The sequence below is a fragment of the Variovorax sp. J22P240 genome, from assembly GCF_030316855.1.
In the GTDB taxonomy this organism is placed as follows: Bacteria; Pseudomonadota; Gammaproteobacteria; order Burkholderiales; family Burkholderiaceae_C; genus Variovorax.
The window spans coordinates 1-17,660 of sequence record NZ_JASZYR010000004.1; the positions used below are offsets into that span (position 1 = coordinate 1).

A 17,660-nucleotide genomic window follows, 5' to 3' on the forward strand; every position below is an offset into this window, starting at 1 on the left:
TCCTTCCCATCCCGAACAGGACAGTGAAACGCCTCAGCGCCGATGATAGTGCGGGTTCCCGTGTGAAAGTAGGTCATCGTCAGGCTCTTACAGCCCAGAAAAGCCCAGCCCTCCAAAGGCTGGGCTTTTTTGCGTTTGATGCTCCTGGCACCGCTTGCAATGCTCTCGCTTGCAGACAGGAATTCTGCGTGGTCTTCAGCGATTCTGAATCTGTTCTGTGCTGGCGGATGCTGCTCCAATTTTGACGAGTGCCTCCAGTGCCTGGTCGCCCAGATCGTCCAATGAAGACGTGGGGAAAAAGCGGGCGCGAATAGTCTCCATATAAGGCGTTTGCCGCACCCAGGACTTCCATTCGTCAACGCTCATCGTCTGCATTTCAAGCAGCTTGAACTTCACAAGCACTTTGACTGCGTGCCAGGCATGTTTGGGCGGGTTCCGTGCGAATGTGTCCAGCCGGGTTCGCGCCAAGCGCAAGGCTCCGGCAGTCTCGTTGAAGACTGCGCCATGGCCGGGAATCACTCGATGTGGCTTGAGCGTTTCGATCAGTTCGAGGGTCGCTGCGACTTCGCCGAAAGACGGCTCTCCCGCAAGTTCAGGAAATACGACCCCGAATCCGTTCTCCCAAAGCGCATCTGCGGAGATCAAGGTTCGCGAACGCGGCTCGAAAAGGATCACTGAATGCGGATCGTGCCCCGGAGCCGCATGGACTTCCCATGGAATGTCGCTCAAGACGACTTCGTGGCCAGGCTGGAGCAGGGCTTCGAAGCGGAAGCGAGGGCAAGTCTGCCCTGTCGCTCTGAAGCTCAGGCCGTCTTCGTCCCAGTTTTCTACCGAAGACGCTTCTCCGGGCGGAATTCGCGTCTCGACGCCTGAATAACGCGTCTGCAGCGCGGCGTTCCCGCCGCAATGGTCGCTGTGCAGATGTGTGTTGAGGATCAGATCGAGCGGCCGCCCGGCCAGGGCCGACTCGATCAACGCTAGCGTCTGCACCGAATGAGTCGCGTAGCCAGTGTCGACTACGGCAGTCTCGTCCCGCCCGACGAAGACGATGTTGTTGGCCGATAGCCATCCACGTTCGAGAACCAGCACCTGCGCTGGCAGACCGTCGACGGTTGTCAAGCCTGCGCGCCCACGCGCAATTGCCGGCGAAGAATCTTTCCGACGTTCGTCTTCGGCAGGGCATCTCGAAACTCGATGAGCTTCGGCCGCTTGTACCCGGTCAACTGGTCGTGGCAGTAGCGCATGACCGCATCCTCGGTCAATGAAGAGTCCTTCCTCACCACGAACACCTTGATGGCCTCGCCTTGCTTTTCATCGGGCACACCGACTGCCGCGCACTCGATCACGCCGGGGCACAAGGAGATCACGTTCTCGAGTTCGTTTGGAAAGACATTGAAGCCGCTCACCAGAATCATGTCCTTCTTGCGATCGACAATCCGGCTGTAGCCGTCTTCTTGCATCACCGCGATGTCGCCCGTCCGCATGAAGCCGTCTGGCGTGAAGGCAGCAGTGGTCTCTGCGGGCTGCTTGTAGTAGCCGGTCATCACGTTGGGACCTTTGATGCAGAGTTCGCCCGCTTCGCCGATGGGGAGCGAGCGACCTTCGTCGTCCTTGATCGCGAGCTCGATGCCGGGCAAGGGCAGGCCGATGGTGCCGGTGAAGGCGGTATTGGAAACCGGATTGTTCGTACCGATCGCGCAGGTTTCGCTCATGCCCCAGCCTTCGATCATCGGGCAGCCGGTGACCTCGAACCACTTGCGCGCGGTGCCTTCCGACGCCGCCATGCCGCCGGCCTGCGAGACGAACAAGGTCGAGAAGTCGACGGTTTTGAACTCGGGATGGATCAGCAATGCGTTGAACAGCGTGTTCACCGCCGGCAGCATGTGGAATGGCCGCTTCTTCAGCACCGCGATGAACTTGTCGAAGTCGCGCGGGTTGGGAATCAGCGTCAGGTGCGAACCTTGGCGGATCGCGAGCAGGCACAGCGTCAAGGCGAAGATGTGATAAAGCGGCAGCGCCGCGATGCTGTTGACCTTGGACAGATCGCCCGCACGGGCCAGCGCCGGTGTGAACCATGCCTCGGCCTGAAGCGTCGCGGCAACGATGTTGCGATGCGTGAGCACTGCACCCTTCGACAAGCCCGTCGTCCCACCGGTGTATTGCAGGAAGGCGATCGAATCGAGCGTGCTCGGGTCGGCCGCCAGCGTGCGGCCGCGCCCCTCCGCGATCACTTCTGAAAACGGCGTGACGGTCCGGCCGTTGTCGAGCGGCAGCTTGTAGGCCGGCACCATTTTCGCGAGGTGTCGGACGGCGATGGTGATCCACTTGCCGTACAGCCCGCCGAGAAGATCGCCCATCGACGCCACCACGACATGCTTCACGGCGGTGCGGTCGATCACCTGTTCGAGCGTGGCCGCGAAGTTTTCGAGAATGACGATGGCGGTCGCGCCCGAATCCGTCAGTTGGTGCTCGAGCTCGCGCGCCGTGTAGAGCGGGTTGACGTTGACGCAGGTGTAGCCCGCACGCAGCACGCCGCACATCGTGACCGGGAACTGCGGCACGTTGGGCAGCATGATCGCCACCCTGGCCCCCGCTTCCAGCCCGCGCGACTGCAGCCATGCCCCGACGGCGGTCGACAGGGCATCGAGTTCGCCATAGGACATCCACCGCTCCATGCATACCGAAAACGGGCGCTCGGCAAAACGCTTGAATGACTCGTCGAACATTTGCCCTAGCGAGCGATATTGTTCGGGGTGGACTTCGTGCGGCACGCCGGCCGGATAGTTCTGTAGCACTGATGTCTGCATGCGGTCTCCTTTGGCGCGGATTGTCGAAGCGAGCTCGTGTCCGCCGCCAGCGGGCTTGTCCTAATGCGGCACCGCACCAGCCGCGCATGCGATAGTCTGACTCATGGTTGCGCGTCTACAGCGATGGTTGGTGGTGGGGTGGCTCGTGATCGCGATCGCGTGGACCAGCTTCTGGTGGGGGCGTTCGACGGGGATCGCCATCGCAGGCCTTCTGGTCCTAGCGTGTGTGCATGCAGGCGTGCTGGCATTCGAGTTCTTCGCCAGCTATCGCGTGAATGCGCCAGATCCCATTCCTCGCGGCAGCGCCGCGCAGTACATCGGCGCATGGTTGGCCGAGTGTGTGGCGGCGCCGACTGTCTTCGGCTGGCGTCAGCCCTTCCGTTCGCACTCGATCCCGGACCGGCTCCAGCCGGATGCGCGCCGTGGCGCCGTGCTCGTTCATGGTTTCGTCGGCAACCGCGGCTTCTGGAATCCATGGCTGCGTGAGTTGCAGGCGTCAGGTCGTGCGTTCGTCGCAGTCACGCTCGAGCCGGCCTTCGGCTCCATCGATCACTACGTTGAAATCGTCGAGGACGCCATGGCGCGCGTGACGGCTGCGACAGGCCAGCCGCCGCTCCTCATCTGCCACAGCATGGGAGGCTTGGCCGCGAGGGCCTGGTTGCGCGATTCGGATGGTTCGCGCGCGCACCGCATCGTCACGATCGCCACGCCGCACCGCGGCACGTGGCTTGCGCGCTTCGGTCGCACAGTCAACGGTCGCGAGATGCGCGTCGGCGGCGAGTGGCTGCAGAAAATCGAAGGCGAGCGGGCGAGCACGCGGCAAGTGCCGTTCACCTGCTGGTACTCCAACTGCGACAACATTGTCTTTCCCACCTCGGTGGCGACCTTGCCGGGTGCGGACAACCGCATAGTGTCAGGCCGTGCCCACGTAGAGTTGGCTTTCGACCCTCGCGTCATGCGCGAGACCCTGGCGCTCCTGGAGCCCTGAGCCCGACCGTGCAATCAGGCGATGGATCCGGATTCACCCGGCAGCAGCACGTCTGCCTCGATGTCTGGCTGTGTCGCAAGCTGCTCATACAACGCCGTAAAGTCCGGCGCCGTGAGATCGAACAAATGCGCGAAGCTGTCGATCACGAAATAGGTGCTCTGGTAGCTGTCGATCTTGTAGCGAGTCCGCATCGTGCGCAGCAGATCGAGCGGCAAGCGATGCGGCTCGTTGCTGCGGACCGCGTGCTGCAGTTCGCCGACCGAACTCAGGATGCCCGCGCCGTAAGCACGCACGCCGTCCTGCTGGCGAATGAGCCCGAACTCCACGGTGTACCAATAGAGGCGCGCAAGCTTCTCTCCCGCGCCGAGCCCATGCGCCTTCATGCCGCCCTGGCCGTAGCGCTGGACGTAGTCGGCGAAGGTCGGATCGAACAGCATCGGCACGTGCCCGAACAAGTCATGGAAGACATCGGGTTCGACGATGTAGTTGAATTCTTCAGGCTTACGGATCCAATCGGTCACTGGAAACTTGCGATTAGCGAGTAGCGTGAAGAAGGGCAGTTCGGGAATCAGCCCGGGTACCGCGACCACCTCCCAGCGGGTGGCCTTGTACAGGCGTTCGTTGATCTCGTCGAAGCGCGGAATGCGATCCTTGACGCCGAGCGAAGGCAAGGAAGCGATGAAGGCATCGCAAGCAAGCCCGGGCAACTGCGCGGCCTGGCGTTCATAGAGCCGCCGATAGGTGTCGTGGTCGGCCGGCGTATAGCTGGCCCAGTCCTGCGGGCAGGTGTAGTCGTCATGGACGGCGCCCCCGCGGGAATAGTCGCCGCGAGGAGGGCGCTCCGATTGGCCGTAGACGGCCGGCATGACCGCGCCTTTTGGGGTGTCCATGAAAGCTCCGATGTTGGGTTACTTGAGCCAGCGATCCATCGTTCGCTGGAATTCGCCGCCGGCGAGCGACAGGTGCAGCCACTGGTCGACGTACGCCTTGAAGGCCACGTCGTCGCGCGGCAGCATCCAGGCCATCTCGCCGTACTGCAGCGGCTTGTCGGGGTTGATGGCGCACAGGCCCGGCTTGAGCTTCTGCTGCGTGATGGCTTCGGCCGATTCGGTCACGAAAACGTCGGCGCGGTTCGCCAGGATCTCGTCGAAGATCGTCACGTTCTCGCCATGTAGCGTGAGCTTGGCGCGCTTGAAATTGGCGCGCGCAAAACGCTCGTTGCTGCCGCCCGGGTTGAAGATCACCCGCACTTCCGGCTTGTCGATCAACTCCACGGTTTGATATTTGGCGACGTCCGCGCAGCGAGCGATCGGCGTCTTGCCGTTGACCATGTAGGGCGAGCTGAAGAAGGCGCGCTTCTGGCGATCGGTGGTCACCGACACGCCGCCGACCGCCATGTCGCATTTGCCCGCCGCGAGGTCGGGCAGCAGATTGGCCCAGGTCGTCTTGACCCACTCCGGCTTCGCGTTGAGGCTCGCGCTGAAGCTGGTCATGAGATCGACGTCGATGCCTTCGTAGCTCGCGTCCGGTTTCTGGAAGCTGAATGGCCGGTAGTCGCCGGGCGTGCAGATGCGCACCACGCCCGCCTTCTGCACCGCGTCGAGCCGCGAAGTGGGGTCGCCTTGCCGCGGCGTCATCGCGCAGCCTCCCAGCGTCAGGGCCGCAGCCACCATACAGAGGGAAGAACGAAACGAAGACGTCGGGCGCATGCGAAGCTCCTATGTGTAAAGGGAGCTTTATTGTGCGGCGGCCAGCACCCCGCGACGGATCTGGTCGAGCTCGATGCTCTCGAACAGCGCCTTGAAGTTGCCTTCGCCGAAGCCGTCGTCGCCCTTGCGCTGGATGAACTCGAAGAAGATCGGTCCAAGCTGGTTTTCGCTGAAGATCTGCAGCAGCAGCGCGCCCTTCTTGCCGTCGACCAGGATCTTGCGCTTCTTCAGTGCAGCCACGTTCTCGCCATGGCCGGGGATGCGCTTGTCGATCAGCTCGTAGTACGTGTCGATGGTGTCCAGCAGCTTCACGCCGGAGGCGCGCAACGCATCGACTGAATGCGGGAGGTCGCGCGAACCCATAGCGATGTGCTGGATGCCTTCGCCACGATAGCTGTCCAGGTACTCCTGGATCTGGCCGGCCTTCTCGTTGCCCTCTTCGTTGATCGGGATACGGATCTTGCCGCAGGGGCTGGTCATGGCCTTGCTTTTCACTCCCGTGACCTGGCCTTCGATGTCGAAGTAGCGGATTTCGCGGAAGTTGAAGAGGCGTTCGTAGAAGTCGGCCCATTCCTTCAGGCGACCGCGGTGCACGTTGTGCGTCAGGTGGTCGATGTAGGTGAGGCCGTGGCCCTCCGGCGCGAGCGCTTCGATCGCCGTCAACCCGGGCAACGCCTCGAAGTCCACGTCATAGAAGCCGATGTTGCCGATGTCGCCAGGGGCCGCACCGTTCTTGCCGCGCCAGCGATCGACGAAATAGATCAGGCTGTCGCCGATGCCCTTGATGGCCGGGATGTTCAACTCGCCTGGGCCGGCGCCGGGGGCGAAGCCCCACGCACCGAGCGAGATCGCGCGTTCGTAGGCCGCCTTGGCGTCCTGCACGCGGAACGCGATCGCGCAGATGCTCGGGCCATGCTGGCGTGCGAAGCGCTGCGCAAAGGAATCCGGCTCCGAATTGATGATGAAGTTGATCGTGCCCTGGCGATACAGCAGCACATTCTTGTGACGGTGCTTGGCGATCGGCCTGAAGCCCATCTGCTCGAAGACCTTGCCCATCGCGGCCGGATCGGGTGCGGCGTATTCGATGAACTCGAAGCCGTCGGTCCCCATCGGGTTCTCCCAGGGCGTGAAAGCAGATTCGTCGTTGGTGCTCATGGCGTGTCTCCGATAGGGCGGGGGGTGATTCAGTGTCGCGCCGCGGTTCTGCGGCGTCCGTGTTGAACTGTAAAAGCGCGAGGCATCATGATTTCAGCGTTGTTGCGCCTACATTGCAGCGGACACGCAGGAATCCTGCGAAAATTCAAGAATGGACGCATTGGACAAGATCGATAGACACATTCTTCGCACCCTGCAGATCGATGGGCGCGCCACCTACGACCAGTTGGCCGAGCAGGTCAGCCTTTCCCCCAGCGCGGTGCTGCGCCGGGTCAAGCGCCTCGAGGAATCGCGTGTGATCGACCGCTATGTTGCCCTCGTCAAGCCAGAATCGGTCGGCTGGGGCCTCACCGCCTATCTCAACGTACGGCTCGAAAAGCACACCGAAAGCCACAAGCGCAATCCGATGGACTTGTTCCGCGCCAGCGTTCAAACTTGGCCGGAGGTCGTCGAATGCGCAGCGCTGACCGGGGAGATGGACTACCTTTTGCGCGTGGTCGTGGCCGACATGGGCCACTACAGCCGCTTCATCATGGACACCCTGCTCAAGCACCCCAGCGTGCAAGACTGCAAGACCAGTTTTGTGCTCGATCGCGTGAAGGTCACCACCGCCGTGCCTGTGTAACAACACGAGCCTGTAGGCCAATGACTGATATTGGGCAGTTGTTCACCAATGAAACGCCAGGGTGCCCTTACGGCCTTGAGAGTTTAGGGAAAACCCTTATATTCGATGCATGCTTACCGCCAAGGCCCTCTTTCTTGCCTCACTCGGCGTCGGCTCGTTCCTGAAGGCGCCGATGGTTGAGGCGCATCCGCGCGCCGCCGCGCCAACCCCTGTGATGGTGCCGATCCGTTCGATCGGCCCGCGCGAGCGTGACCGCATCGCGCAACACCTGCTCGCGCTCGCGCCGCACGACCGCTATCTGCGCTTCGGCTACGCGGCGTCCGACGAGCAGATTCGCCGCTACGTCGACGGCCTCGATTTCGAGCGCGACGAGCTCTTCGGCATCTACAACCGCCGACTCGACCTCATCGCGATGGCCCACCTGGCCTTCGCGCCCGCTGAACAGCAGCAGGACTGCGCCGAATTCGGTGTCTCAGTCTCCGAACACGCCCGGGGACGCGGCTACGGGGCCCGCCTGTTCGAGCGCGCGGTCGTCGTCGCCCGCAACGAAGGCGTCGGCATGCTGTTCATCCATGCGCTAAGCGAAAACGCCGCCATGCTCAAGATTGCCCGCAATGCCGGTGCGACCGTCGTGCGCAGCGGCTCCGAATCCGAAGCCCATCTCGAACTCCCCGCGGCCACCTTCGACAGCCGCATGAGCGAAATTGCCCTGCAGCACTACGCCCAGGTCGACTTCCAGCTCAAGACCCGCGCCAAGCAGTTCTGGGCCTTCCTGGCGGAGCTGCAGGAAATCCGCAGCGGCGTCCGCGCAGCGCGGGATCGTTCGTCCCCCTGATCTCACGGCTCACTCTCAGTCACGCTCCTCAACGGCCGCGCGCAGCGCGCCGCGGTGGTGAGTGGCCGCGGATCCGGCTTGGCCGGTCCGCAGGCCACGCCCCCTTGAGGGGGGAGGCCGCCACACGAAGTGAGCAAGCAACGGGGGTGCCTCATGTATGCTTGTAGTCCCCCAACTTCGCCCTCCCGCAGTGGCAGACCCTCACCCTGAACGCGCGCCCGTCGAACGCGAAGACAAGCGTAGCTTTCTTCAAAAGCTCGCCGAATTCATTCATCCCGGGCCCGACTCGCGCGACGAGCTGATCGAAACCCTCGCCGACGCCGAGGACAACGACGTGATCGGGGCCGAATCGCGCGTGATGCTCGAAGGCGTGCTTCGCATGGCCGACATGACAGCCGGCGACGTGATGGTGGCTGCGCCACGCATGGACCTGGTCAACATCGACGCACCCTTCGACGCGTTGCTGCACCTGGTGATCGACACCGCCCACTCGCGCTTTCCCGTCTACGAGGGCGAAAAGGAAAACATCATCGGCATCCTTCTCGCGAAGGACCTGCTCAAGCTGCAGCGAGCACCGGGCCTGAACATCCGAGCCCTGCTGCGCCCCGCGACCTTCGTGCCGGAAAGCAAGGGGCTGAACGACCTCCTGCGCGAGTTCCGCGGCAATCGCAACCACCTCGCGATCGTCATCGACGAGTTCGGCCGCGTGGCCGGCCTCATCACCATCGAGGATGTGCTCGAACAGATCGTCGGGGAGATCGAGGACGAGTTCGACATCGCCGAGGACGAAGGCGACATCTTCGGCCTCGCGGATCACACGTACCGCGTGTCGGGCGACACGCCCATCGAGCGCGTGGCCGAAGCCTTCGGCATCACCTTCGACGACGAGGTGCTCAGCGAAGACTTCGACACCATCGGGGGACTGATCGCGCACAAGATGGGCCACGTGCCCAAGCGCGGCGAACACTTCGCCATCGGCGCCTTCGACTTCGTCGTGCTGCACACGAAGGGCGGTGCGGTGCGCTGGTTCAAGGTCTCGCCGGCCCGCGGCGACGACGCGGCCGATTGAAAACGCTGATTCGCGCGCTGGGCTTCGGCCTGGCCGGTCTTGCGCAGGCCGCCTCCATTGCCGCACCGTGGAACGGCCAGCCGCTGTGGTGGCTGCAACTGCTCTCGCTGGCCGCGCTGGTCTGGCAACTCGATGCATTGCGTTCGGGTGCTGCCGGCGGTCGCCGGCCGTTGCGCAGCGGAGCGCTCCACGGCTGGCTGTTCGCGACGGCCTGGCTCTGCGGCACCTTCTGGTGGCTCTTCATCTCGATGCACACCTACGGGGGGCTTGCGGCGCCGCTTGCCGCGATCGCCGTGCTCGCGCTCTCGGCAGCGCTGGCCTTGTACTACGCGCTGGCGTGCGCCCTGTTCGTGGCCTACGCGCCATCGAGTCCCTTGCGGGCCGCCGCGTTCTTCGCTGCGCTGTGGACGCTGGCCGAGTTGCTGCGCGGCAGCTGGTTCACCGGCTTTCCGTGGGGCGCGGGCGGTTATGCGCATGTCGATGGACCGCTGGCCGTCTACGCGCCCTGGCTCGGTGTCTACGGCATCGGCGCCGTGGCCACAGGCATCGCGACACTGGCGGCGCTCGCCTTCCGCAACGCCCGCGGCCGCGCATTTGCCGCACCGGTCGCCCTTGCGCTCGTCCTGCTTTGCGTGCCGGTGCTCCTCAGCACCTTGCGCGGGACGCCCTCCGACGATGCGGCCCGTTCACGCGGCCGCATCGGCATCGCGCTGCTCCAAGGCAACATCCCGCAGGATGAAAAATTCATCCCCAGCGGCGGCATCGTGACGGCGCTGCGCTGGTACGGCGAGCAGTTGCAGAAGGCGACTGCACCGCTCGTCATCACGCCCGAGACCGCCTTGCCCCTGCTGCCCTCGCAATTGCCGCCAGGCTATCTGGAGGCCATCGCGGCGCGCTACGCCAGCGGCAGCCAGGCGGCCATCGTGGGCCTTCCGACGGGCAACGGCCAGTCCTACAGCAACGCGGTGCTGGGCTTCAAGCCCGGCGAAGCCGCGCCCTACCGCTACGAAAAGCACCACCTCGTTCCCTTCGGCGAGTTCATCCCGCGCATGTTCCGGTGGTTCACGGACATGATGAACATTCCCCTGGGCGACTTCCGCAGCGGTGGCCTCGCGCAAGCGCCCTTTGCCTGGCAGGGCCAGCGTATCGCGCCAAACATCTGCTACGAGGACTTGTTCGGCGACGAGATCGGCGCGAACTTCCGCAACGAGGCCGACGCGCCCACCGTGCTGCTCAACGTGAGCAACATCGCGTGGTTCGGCGACTCGATCGCGATCGACCAGCACCTTGCCATCTCGCGCATGCGGGCGCTGGAATTCCAGCGCCCGATGGTTCGCTCGACCAACACGGGTGCCACTGTCGTCATCGACCATCGCGGCCGCGTCACGCACGAGTTGCCGCGCCTCACGCGCGGCGTGCTGGAGGCCGAGGTCGAGGGCCGAGCGGGGCTCACGCCCTATGCCATGTGGGTGTCCCGCTTTCGCCTGTGGCCGTTGTGGGGCGCGGCGCTGCTGGTCGTCGCGGCGACGCTGATCTTTCGCCGCCGGCGCGCAGACTGAGCCGCGTCGACGGCCGGTCGTCGGTCGTCGATCCATCCGTTGATGATGTCGACTCTTCTGCGTCCAGGCCCGCGCATTGAGCCAATAGCGCTCTAGGTTGCGTCCACTATCCAGTGCCGATGTACTCGCCCGGCGATGGTAGCGCTTGCCCGGAACGCTGCGCCGCAGCATGCTCGCGAGTGGGCTGCATGACCGCATGCGCACCGGGCATCGAAGGGGTGCGCCGCAACGGAATGCTTCCCGTATCGTCTCGCCCTCGTCACCACAGGAGCTCCCATGTACTTAGCTTCCCGATTTCGTGCCTTCGCCGGCGCGGCTGCGTTGCTCGCGGCCAGCGCCATGGCCCATGCGCAGACTGCCTTGCCCAACGTCGTGATTCTCGCGACCGGTGGCACCATCGCCGGCGCGGGGGCTTCGGCCGTCAACAGCGCCACCTACTCGGCGGCCAAGGTGCCGGTCGAAAAGCTGCTCGCGGGCTTGCCCGAGTTGTCGAAGGTGGCCAACGTGCGCGGCGAGCAGGTGTTCCAGATCGCCTCCGAAAGCTTGACCAACGACAACCTTCTGACCCTTGCCAAGCGCGTCTCTGTGCTCTCGAAGCAGGCCGACGTCGACGGCATCGTGATCACGCACGGCACCGACACGCTCGAGGAAACTGCTTACTTCCTGACCCTCACGGTGCATACCCCCAAGCCGATCATCGTGGTGGGCTCCATGCGGCCGGGCACCGCGATGTCGGCCGACGGAGCCCTCAACCTGTTCGACGCGGTGAATGTGGCGGCCAGCAAGGATGCCGTCGGCAAGGGCGTGCTCGTGACCATGAACGACGAGATCCAGACCGGCCGCGACGTCAGCAAGACGGTCAACATCAAGACGGAGGCCTTCAAGAGCCAGTGGGGTCCGCTCGGCATGATCGTCGAGGGCCGCAACTACTGGTTCCGCGCGCCGCTCAAGCGGCACACGATGCAGTCGGAGTTCAACATCGACACCATCAACGCATTGCCGCCGGTCGAGATCGTTTTCGGCTACCAAGGTGTGCCGTCGACGGCCATCGATGCCTTGGCCAAGAGCGGCACCAAGGCGCTGATTCACGCTGGCACCGGCAACGGTTCGGTGGCAGACCGCATCGTGCCCGTGCTGCAGAAGGTGCGCGGCGACGGCATCCTCGTTATTCGCAGTTCGCGTGTGCCGGACGGCTTCGTGATCCGCAACGCGGAGCAGCCCGACGACAAGTACGACTGGGTGGTGGCGCACGATCTGCGCCCGCAGAAGGCGCGCATCCTGGCGATGGTGGCGCTGACCAAGACCAGCGACACCAAGGAACTTCAGCGCATTTTCTGGGAGTACTAGCTTACCCCCAGGCTTCGCGCACTTCGTGTCGCTACGCCTTCCCCCTTGCAGGGGGCAATACCGGCGGACCGGCGGAGCCGGATCCGCGGTATTTCTGCAAGAGGAGGGGCCGGCTGGCTGGCTCTTAAAATGATTGGTTCGCCGCGTGGGGCTCTTCCCTGCCGTGGCCACCCAGGGCTGACATGCTGACCTTCCAACAAATCATTCTCAAGCTTCAGGCCTACTGGGCCGACCAGGGCTGCGCGCTGCTGCAACCGTACGACATGGAGGTCGGCGCGGGCACTTCGCATACGGCCACCTTCCTGCGGGCACTCGGGCCGGAACCCTGGAAGGCTGCCTACGTGCAGCCGAGCCGCCGGCCCAAGGACGGGCGCTATGGCGAGAACCCGAACCGGCTGCAGCACTACTACCAGTACCAGGTGGTGCTCAAACCAGCGCCGAGCAACATCCTCGAGCTCTACCTGGGCTCGCTCGAAGCGCTGGGCTTCGACCTGAAGAAGAACGACATCCGCTTCGTCGAGGACGATTGGGAGAACCCGACGCTCGGCGCGTGGGGGCTCGGCTGGGAGGTCTGGCTCAATGGCATGGAAGTCACGCAGTTCACTTACTTTCAGCAGGTCGGCGGCATCGACTGCCGGCCGCTCACGGGTGAGATCACCTACGGGCTCGAACGGCTCGCGATGTACCTGCAGGGCGTGGACAACGTCTACAACCTGACGTGGACCGACGGCCTCAGCTACGGCGACGTCTACAAGCAGAACGAGGTCGAGCAGTCGACCTACAACTTCGAGCACAGCGACGCCGACTTCCTCTTCACGGCCTTTGCCGCGCACGAGAAGCAGGCCAAGAACCTCATGGAACAACAGCTCGCGCTGCCGGCCTACGAGCAGGTGCTCAAGGCTGCTCACTGCTTCAACCTGCTGGACGCGCGTGGTGCGATCAGCGTGACCGAGCGCGCGGCCTACATCGGCCGCATCCGCAACCTCGCGCGCAACGTCGCGCAGAGCTACTACGAGAGCCGCGAACGGCTCGGATTCCCGATGGCGCCGCGCGAGTGGGTCGCACAGATCACGAAGAAGGCGGCCTGATCGATGACCACCCCCAAGAACAACCTGCTTGTCGAACTCTTCGTCGAGGAACTGCCCCCCAAGGCGCTGAAGAAACTCGGCGATGCCTTTGCCTCCGTGCTGCGCGACCAACTCGTCGCGCAGGGACTGGCCGATGCCGGCTCGGTGATGACCGCCTACGCTTCGCCGCGCCGGCTCGCCGCGCATCTGACCGATGTGCTCGCGCAGGCCGCCGACAAGGCCGTCTCGCAGAAGCTCATGCCGGTGACGGTGGGTCTCGATGCATCGGGCAACGCAACGCCAGCGCTGCTCAAGCGCCTGGGTGCGCTGGGCGCCGATGCATCGGCCGTGCCGGGACTGCGCCGCGCCATGGACGGCAAGGCCGAGGCGCTGTTCTTCGAGAGCACCGCCAAGGGCGCGACGCTGGCCGAAGGCCTGCAGAAGGCGCTGGCCGAGTCGATCGCCAAGCTGCCGATCCCGAAGGTCATGAGCTACCAGCTCGAAACCGGCTGCGAGCTGCCGGGCTGGAGCAGCGTCAGTTTCGTGCGCCCGGCGCATGGTCTGGTCGCGCTGCACGGCGACACGGTTGTTCCGGTCGAGGCGCTGGGCCTGAAGGCAGGACGCGAGACGCACGGTCACCGCTTCGAAGCGACTGTCGATCCCATCGTGCTGCGCGACGCCAACCACTACGCGGAGCAACTGACCGACGACGGCGCCGTCATCCCTGGCTTCGAGGCTCGCCGCTCCGAAATCGCACGCCAGCTCGCCGATGCCGCCGTGAAGGTGGGCGGCGGCACGCAGCCGGTTCTCGATGATGCGCTGCTCGACGAGGTCACCGCGCTGGTCGAGCGCCCGAACGTGCTGGTCTGCGAATTCGAACGCGAGTTTCTCGACGTGCCACAGGAGTGCCTCATCCTCACGATGAAGGCCAACCAGAAGTACTTCCCTCTGCTCGACGCAGCCGGCCGCCTGACCAACAAGTTCCTGGTCGTCAGCAACATCCGGCCCGACGATGCCAGTGCCGTGATCGGCGGCAACGAGCGCGTCGTGCGCCCGCGCCTCGCCGATGCCAAGTTCTTCTTCGACCAGGACCGCAAGAAGTCGCTGGCCTCGCGCGTCGATTCGCTGGCCAAGGTCGTCTATCACAACAAGCTCGGCACGCAGGGCGAGCGGGTGCGGCGTGTGATGCAGATCGCGCGCCTCGTCGGCGAACAGTTGGGCGCCGCGAGCGACGATTCGAGGCTGGCCGCGCATGCAGTGCAGGCAGCGCAACTTGCCAAGGCCGACCTCGTGACGGACATGGTCGGCGAATTCCCCGAGCTTCAGGGGACGATGGGTCGCTACTACGCATTGCACGACGGGCTCGATCCGTTGGTGGCCGACGCGATCGAAGATCACTACAAGCCTCGCTTCGCCGGCGACACGTTGCCGCGCAGCATGGTGGGCGTTGCCGTCGCGTTGGCCGACAAGCTCGAAACGCTGGTCGGCATGTTCGGCATCGGCAATTTGCCCACCGGGGATCGCGATCCATTTGCGCTGCGTCGTCATGCCCTGGGCGTGGTGCGCATGCTCATCGAGCGTTCGCTGCCGTTGCAGTTCTATGAACTGACGCGCCAGGCATTCGGGGTGTTCCCGCCGGGCCTCCTGGAGGATCGAAGCGTCGAACTCGACGAGTTCCTCATCGAACGTCTCAAGAGCTATTTCAAGGACGAAGGCTATTCCGCCGTCGAGATCGATGCAGCGGTGTACGTGCGCAAGCTCGGGGTGTGGGCGACTATTCCCAAGCGCCTCGATGCCGTCCGCGCCTTTGCGTCGTTGCCCGAAGCACCGGCACTCGCCGCGGCCAACAAGCGCATCGGCAACATCCTCAAGAAGTCGCCCGAAGCCGACGCCCACGTGAGCGAACTGCTTCTGCACGAGCCCGCCGAGAAGGCGCTCCACGCCGCCATGCAGCAGATCGTGCCGCAGGCCAATGCCCAGTTCGACGAAGGCGACTACACCGCATCGCTGCAGACCCTGGCCGCGCTGCGCGCACCCGTCGACGCCTTCTTCGATGGCGTGATGGTGAACGCCGAGCAGTCCGATCTGCGCCTCAACCGCCTCGGCCTGCTGATGTTGCTGCACAACGCGATGAACCGCGTCGCGCAGCTCGAACTTCTCGCCGCCTGACCCCACGATCGACACGCCATGAAACTCGTCATCCTCGACCGCAACGGCAGCCTCAACGTGCACCGCGAGGACTTCGTGAAGAGCGACATCGAGTGGACGCCGCTGCCCGGCGCGCTCGAAGCCGTCGCCCGGCTCAACCATGCGGGCTGGCACGTCGTCATCGCATCGAACCAGTCCGGCCTCGGCCGCGGCCTGTTCGACGTCGCGTCGCTCAACGCCATGCACGCGAAGATGCACAAGATGCTAGCGGCCGTCGGAGGCCGCGTCGAAGCCGTGTTCTATTGCCCGCACAGTCCCGACGAAGGCTGCGATTGCCGCAAGCCGAAGCCGGGCCTGTTCCGCCAGATCGGTGAACGCTTCGGCGTCGATCTGGCCCACGTGCCCACCGCCGGCGACAGCCTGCGCGACCTCCAGGCCGGCGCCGACGCCGGCTGCGAGCCGCACCTGCTGCTCACCGGCATGGGCGCGGCCTGCCGTGGCGTGCCGCTGCCGCCCGACTATCCGCCCAACACCATCGTGCACGAGGACCTTCCCGCCTTCGTCGATTTCCTGCTCCAGCGAGAAGAGCAAGCCGCCCTGAAGGTTGCCGTCTGATGTCCTTGATCCGTTCCATCGTCCACGCACTGTGGATGCTCGTCACCGTGATCCCCTGGGGGATCATCATGTGCGTCTGCTCCATCTGGAAGCGTGGCATTCCGCTGTACTGGATGGCCGTGCAATGGCTCAGCTGGGCCATCGGTGGCGCGCGGGTGTTGCTGGGCATCCGCACCCGCGTCACCGGCATGGAGAACCTGCCGACCGACAAGCTCGCCGGTGCCGTGCTCCTGGTCAAGCACCAGTCGACCTTCGAGACCTTCCTCATGCCCACGCTGATGCCGCATCCGCTGGCCTTCGTGTTCAAGAGGGAGCTGATCTACGTGCCCTTCTTCGGCTGGGCCATGGCCCGGCTCGACATGATCCACATCGACCGCAGCCAGCGCACCCAGGCGTTCAACAAGGTCGTCGCGCAAGGCCGCAAGCTGTTGGAGCAGGGCATCTGGATCATCATGTTCCCCGAGGGCACACGAATTCCGCGCGGCCAGCAAGGCACCTACAAGACCGGCGGCACGCGGCTCGCCTGCGAGACCGGTGTGCCCGTCATCCCCGTCGCCGTCACCTCGGCGAAGGTCTGGCCGCGCAAGGCCTTCATCAAGCGTCCGGGCGTGGTCGACGTGTCGATCGGCCCGGCCATCCCCAGTGTCGGCCGACGGCCTGACGAACTGATGCGCGAAGTCGAGGCCTGGATCGAAAGCGAGATGCGCCGGCTCGACCCCGAGGCCTACGCGCCCGCGGCCTCGGCGGCATCGACGACCGCCTGAACCACCTTCCCGACATGCGCAGTCTGCTGCAGTTCACGCTCGATCTCTTCGACGCTCCTGCAGCCGTCGAGTCGCCGCCGGCCGTTCGCCCGGCCGAGCCCCGGACACCGCCGGCGCCCGGCAGCAACCTGCCGTCGATCTCGCTCGCCGACGCCCTGAGCCCCGCGAGCTTCGTCCACCCGCGCGCCTCGCGCGAACTCATGCTGGGCCCTGCCCGCGTGGCCTACGAGTTCACGCGCGGCAAGCGCCGCACCATCGGCTTCGTTGTCGGGGCCGATGGCCTGTCGGTGCGCGCGCCGCGCTGGGTGGCGCTGCGCGACGTCGATGCGGCTGTGCTCGAGAAGTCCGACTGGATCCTGCGCAAGCTGGCCGAGACGCAGCAGCGCCACGCACGGCTCGAAGCCGCGCGCATCGAGTGGAAGGATGGCGTGACCTTTCCCTTCCTGGGCCAGGACGTGACCGTGCGACTCGACCCGCACCACGCCTTCGACGGCATCGGCGCGGTGCTCGACGCGTGCACGGAAGACGGCCCGCGCACCCTGCGTCTCGCGGTGGCCAACAACGCCACGTCGGCGCAGATCCGTGACGCCGCCCAAGCCTGGCTCATGCGGCAGGCGCGTCGCATCTTCATCGAACGACTCGATCACTTCGCGCCGCGACTCGGGGTGAAGTGGAACAAGCTGTCGCTGTCGAACGCATCGACGCGCTGGGGCAGCGCGAGTGTGGATGGCGCCATCCGGCTGCATTGGCGGCTCGTGCATTTCCGCATGTCGGTGATCGACTATGTGGTGGCGCATGAGCTGAGCCATCTGCGCGTGATGGACCACAGTGCGCGGTTCTGGGAGACGGTGGAGAGCGTGGTGCCGGACTATGAGCTGTTGCGCAGGCAACTCAAGGATGAGCCAGTGCCGCGCTGGTGAGGTGACGCGACGGTCGAGTAGCCTCGTGCCATCCAAGGTGCGAAGGAGACAG

The 17,660-nt window shown here is 64.8% G+C and carries 16 protein-coding genes and 1 rRNA gene; 12 read left to right on the forward strand and 5 right to left on the reverse strand.

Annotation, left to right across the window (positions count from 1 at the left end; all coding sequences use genetic code 11):
• Nucleotides 1-85 (forward strand): 5S ribosomal RNA (gene rrf, locus QTI24_RS31635); the annotation flags it as partial.
• A gap of 110 nt (nt 86-195) precedes the next feature.
• Here rrf and QTI24_RS12565 read toward each other — a convergent pair.
• Nucleotides 196-1,119: an MBL fold metallo-hydrolase gene (locus QTI24_RS12565; protein WP_286600806.1), complete on the reverse strand. Its 924-nt coding sequence runs from the start codon at nt 1,117-1,119 to the stop codon at nt 196-198.
• Entirely contained in the window at nt 1,116-2,807 is a 1,692-nt protein-coding gene (locus QTI24_RS12570; protein WP_286600807.1) for an AMP-binding protein, read from the reverse strand. Before QTI24_RS12570 ends, QTI24_RS12565 begins: the two co-directional genes overlap by 4 nt.
• A gap of 103 nt (nt 2,808-2,910) precedes the next feature.
• On the opposite strand from QTI24_RS12570, the gene QTI24_RS12575 reads away from it, so the two are divergent.
• Nucleotides 2,911-3,795, forward strand: a complete 885-nt coding sequence (locus QTI24_RS12575; RefSeq protein WP_286600809.1) for an esterase/lipase family protein — start codon at nt 2,911-2,913, stop codon at nt 3,793-3,795.
• Nucleotides 3,796-3,809: 14 nt separating this feature from the next.
• Here QTI24_RS12575 and phhA read toward each other — a convergent pair whose 3' ends face one another.
• The 3 genes from phhA to hppD form a co-directional block, all read right to left on the reverse strand.
• A complete protein-coding gene (gene phhA / locus QTI24_RS12580) occupies nt 3,810-4,685 on the reverse strand; it encodes a phenylalanine 4-monooxygenase (protein WP_286600811.1) in 876 nt (291 codons plus the stop codon).
• An 18-nt stretch (nt 4,686-4,703) separates the two neighbouring features.
• Nucleotides 4,704-5,432, reverse strand: a complete 729-nt coding sequence (locus tag QTI24_RS12585) for a transporter substrate-binding domain-containing protein (protein WP_503011249.1) — start codon at nt 5,430-5,432, stop codon at nt 4,704-4,706.
• A gap of 99 nt (nt 5,433-5,531) precedes the next feature.
• The gene (gene hppD, locus QTI24_RS12590) at nt 5,532-6,659 is read right to left on the reverse strand and encodes a 4-hydroxyphenylpyruvate dioxygenase (protein WP_286600814.1); all 1,128 of its coding nucleotides are present in this window, start codon (nt 6,657-6,659) and stop codon (nt 5,532-5,534) included.
• 151 nt (nt 6,660-6,810) lie between these two features.
• Between hppD and QTI24_RS12595 the strand changes: the two genes are divergently transcribed.
• The 10 genes from QTI24_RS12595 to QTI24_RS12640 all read left to right on the forward strand — a co-directional run bounded on the left by QTI24_RS12595 (nt 6,811) and on the right by QTI24_RS12640 (nt 17,608).
• Nucleotides 6,811-7,284: an Lrp/AsnC family transcriptional regulator gene (locus tag QTI24_RS12595; protein ID WP_286600815.1), complete on the forward strand. Its 474-nt coding sequence runs from the start codon at nt 6,811-6,813 to the stop codon at nt 7,282-7,284.
• A gap of 109 nt (nt 7,285-7,393) precedes the next feature.
• Entirely contained in the window at nt 7,394-8,119 is a 726-nt protein-coding gene (locus QTI24_RS12600) for a GNAT family N-acetyltransferase (protein WP_286600816.1), read from the forward strand.
• A gap of 190 nt (nt 8,120-8,309) precedes the next feature.
• A complete protein-coding gene (locus QTI24_RS12605) occupies nt 8,310-9,188 on the forward strand; it encodes a CorC family transporter (RefSeq protein ID WP_286600818.1) in 879 nt (292 codons plus the stop codon).
• Nucleotides 9,185-10,747, forward strand: coding sequence for an apolipoprotein N-acyltransferase (gene lnt, locus QTI24_RS12610; RefSeq protein ID WP_286600819.1), 1,563 nt, complete (start codon nt 9,185-9,187; stop codon nt 10,745-10,747). The genes QTI24_RS12605 and lnt overlap by 4 nt, the downstream gene beginning before the upstream one ends.
• A 276-nt stretch (nt 10,748-11,023) precedes the next feature.
• Complete coding sequence (locus tag QTI24_RS12615; protein WP_286600821.1) at nt 11,024-12,094, forward strand: asparaginase; 1,071 nt, start codon at nt 11,024-11,026, stop codon at nt 12,092-12,094.
• 182 nt (nt 12,095-12,276) lie between these two features.
• Complete coding sequence (gene glyQ / locus QTI24_RS12620) at nt 12,277-13,182, forward strand: glycine--tRNA ligase subunit alpha (RefSeq protein ID WP_286600822.1); 906 nt, start codon at nt 12,277-12,279, stop codon at nt 13,180-13,182.
• Between the two features lie 3 nt (nt 13,183-13,185).
• Entirely contained in the window at nt 13,186-15,330 is a 2,145-nt protein-coding gene (gene glyS / locus QTI24_RS12625; RefSeq protein WP_286600824.1) for a glycine--tRNA ligase subunit beta, read from the forward strand.
• A gap of 18 nt (nt 15,331-15,348) precedes the next feature.
• On the forward strand, nt 15,349-15,924 hold the full coding sequence (gene gmhB / locus QTI24_RS12630; protein WP_286600825.1) for a D-glycero-beta-D-manno-heptose 1,7-bisphosphate 7-phosphatase: 576 nt from the start codon (nt 15,349-15,351) through the stop codon (nt 15,922-15,924).
• Entirely contained in the window at nt 15,924-16,688 is a 765-nt protein-coding gene (locus QTI24_RS12635) for a lysophospholipid acyltransferase family protein (protein WP_286600827.1), read from the forward strand. Before gmhB ends, QTI24_RS12635 begins: the two co-directional genes overlap by 1 nt.
• A 14-nt stretch (nt 16,689-16,702) precedes the next feature.
• On the forward strand, nt 16,703-17,608 hold the full coding sequence (locus QTI24_RS12640) for a M48 family metallopeptidase (RefSeq protein WP_286600828.1): 906 nt from the start codon (nt 16,703-16,705) through the stop codon (nt 17,606-17,608).
• The last annotated feature ends 52 nt before the right edge of the window (nt 17,609-17,660 follow it).

Excerpts from the sequence above, each read along its gene's own strand:
- QTI24_RS12640 (WP_286600828.1), top strand. The coding sequence starts at position 16,703 with ATGCGCAGTCTGCTGCAGTTCACGCTCGATCTCTTCGACGCTCCTGCA.
- QTI24_RS12585 (WP_503011249.1), bottom strand. The coding sequence starts at position 5,432 with ATGACGCCGCGGCAAGGCGACCCCACTTCGCGGCTCGACGCGGTGCAG.
- QTI24_RS12570 (WP_286600807.1), bottom strand. The coding sequence starts at position 2,807 with ATGCAGACATCAGTGCTACAGAACTATCCGGCCGGCGTGCCGCACGAA.
- QTI24_RS12600 (WP_286600816.1), top strand. The coding sequence starts at position 7,394 with ATGCTTACCGCCAAGGCCCTCTTTCTTGCCTCACTCGGCGTCGGCTCG.
- gmhB (WP_286600825.1), top strand. The coding sequence starts at position 15,349 with ATGAAACTCGTCATCCTCGACCGCAACGGCAGCCTCAACGTGCACCGC.
- QTI24_RS12615 (WP_286600821.1), top strand. The coding sequence starts at position 11,024 with ATGTACTTAGCTTCCCGATTTCGTGCCTTCGCCGGCGCGGCTGCGTTG.
- QTI24_RS12575 (WP_286600809.1), top strand. The coding sequence starts at position 2,911 with ATGGTTGCGCGTCTACAGCGATGGTTGGTGGTGGGGTGGCTCGTGATC.
- phhA (WP_286600811.1), bottom strand. The coding sequence starts at position 4,685 with ATGGACACCCCAAAAGGCGCGGTCATGCCGGCCGTCTACGGCCAATCG.
- QTI24_RS12595 (WP_286600815.1), top strand. The coding sequence starts at position 6,811 with ATGGACGCATTGGACAAGATCGATAGACACATTCTTCGCACCCTGCAG.
- QTI24_RS12635 (WP_286600827.1), top strand. The coding sequence starts at position 15,924 with ATGTCCTTGATCCGTTCCATCGTCCACGCACTGTGGATGCTCGTCACC.
- hppD (WP_286600814.1), bottom strand. The coding sequence starts at position 6,659 with ATGAGCACCAACGACGAATCTGCTTTCACGCCCTGGGAGAACCCGATG.
- glyQ (WP_286600822.1), top strand. The coding sequence starts at position 12,277 with ATGCTGACCTTCCAACAAATCATTCTCAAGCTTCAGGCCTACTGGGCC.
- glyS (WP_286600824.1), top strand. The coding sequence starts at position 13,186 with ATGACCACCCCCAAGAACAACCTGCTTGTCGAACTCTTCGTCGAGGAA.